At 65.3% G+C, this 357-nt stretch carries 1 protein-coding gene; it reads right to left on the bottom strand.

Annotation, left to right across the window (positions count from 1 at the left end; genetic code table 11):
* A partial coding sequence (locus AAFO60_RS21040; RefSeq protein ID WP_347958152.1) for a terminase TerL endonuclease subunit occupies positions 1 to 357 on the bottom strand: 357 nt, incomplete at both ends.

Genomic DNA, 357 nt, shown 5'->3' with positions numbered 1-357 from the left:
CACGCCACGTCGCACGCGAATGCGCCATCACCAGGCACGCGGCCAAATCGATCTTGCGGGCCTTCCGAGACCGAGACGTCTTGGCAAGGCGGATGCCCCGGGCGTCCTCCACGATCACCGCAGCACCAACGTGTGCGGCGAGCGTCGAGTCACCCGAGTGCGAGATTTTGCCGTTCAAGGCAGCCGAATACAGGTCGCCGGTCGCAGCAGTCAGACGAGACGGGGAGTGCGGAAACTCCACGACCGGGAGGCGTTCGGATTCCAGGACTTGCAGCGTCCTGGTCCAGCGGAACGGGTCGGCGACGATCTCCACCACGTTCCAGCGGCTGCAGGCCTTGCGTATCTCGTCCTCCACCT

Source organism: Gordonia aichiensis, assembly GCF_039946255.1.
In the GTDB taxonomy this organism is placed as follows: Bacteria; Actinomycetota; Actinomycetes; order Mycobacteriales; family Mycobacteriaceae; genus Gordonia; species Gordonia aichiensis_A.
This window is presented reverse-complemented; position numbering and strand designations above follow the sequence as displayed.